General features: G+C 76.6%; 1 protein-coding gene. It reads left to right on the top strand.

Translation table 11 applies throughout. From position 1 onward, the window contains the following. Positions 1-209: acyltransferase domain-containing protein (locus PUR61_RS28710; protein WP_329882394.1), on the top strand; the 209-nt coding region annotated here is incomplete at both ends.

Raw genomic sequence — 209 nt, 5'->3', positions numbered from 1 at the left:
GGGGCGGGGACGACTGGTTGGCGCGGGTGGAGGTGGTGCAGCCGGTGCTGTGGGCGGTGGGTGTGGCGCTCACGGCGTGGTGGGAGTCGTTCGGGGTGGTTCCCGCCGCGGTGGTGGGTCATTCGCAGGGTGAGGTGGTGGCCGCGGTGGTGGCGGGGGCGCTCACGGTGGAGGACGGGGCGCGGGTGGTCGCGGCGCGTTCCGGGGCG

The organism is Streptomyces sp. BE20 (genome assembly GCF_036322525.1).
Lineage (GTDB): Bacteria > Actinomycetota > Actinomycetes > Streptomycetales > Streptomycetaceae > Kitasatospora.
The sequence above is the reverse complement of the archived record's forward strand: the minus strand, read 5'-3'. Positions and strand labels throughout refer to the sequence as shown.